Raw genomic sequence first — 504 nt, 5'->3', positions numbered from 1 at the left:
GGCGAATACAATGCAAGGCTCGGCTACCGGGTCGGTCCGCGGCTGGAACTCTACGCCGAAGGCCTGCGCAGCGAAGATCGCAACCCGGACGGCGGCAAGCGCGATGCCGGCGGTGCCGGCGTGCGCATCGGCGCCAGCGAGCGRCTTACCGTGGACCTGGGCGTGCGCAGCATCCGCGAGACGATCGGCGTGACCTCGCCGTGGTCGTCGGGCGTCCCCTTCGGCGATGCGGGCGGGCTCACCGGTGGGTTTGCCACCGGCAGCGGCGGCGGCGCACTCGGCTACGGCCAGCAGGCGCTCGATCCGCTCACCGGGCTGATGGTCATCAACGGCAACAGCAGCGGCAGCCCGATCACCAGTGATCTGCCAGTAGGCACCGAGCTGGAATCGGACAGTGCCCGCATCGGTCTGGGGTATCGCATCAGCGATCGCCTCAGCGCCGGCGCCGAGGTGGAGCAGAGCGTCAGCGGCGAAGACCGCAAGCGCCTGGCGGCTGGCCTGGAT

At 70.4% G+C, this 504-nt stretch carries 1 pseudogene; it reads left to right on the top strand.

Annotation, left to right across the window (positions count from 1 at the left end):
• Nucleotides 1–504, top strand: a pseudogene (locus ACXJKJ_RS32485) (hypothetical protein); the annotation flags it as partial.

This window comes from Roseateles sp. P5_E1 (genome assembly GCF_054049335.1).
The sequence above is the reverse complement of the archived record's forward strand: the minus strand, read 5'-3'. Positions and strand labels throughout refer to the sequence as shown.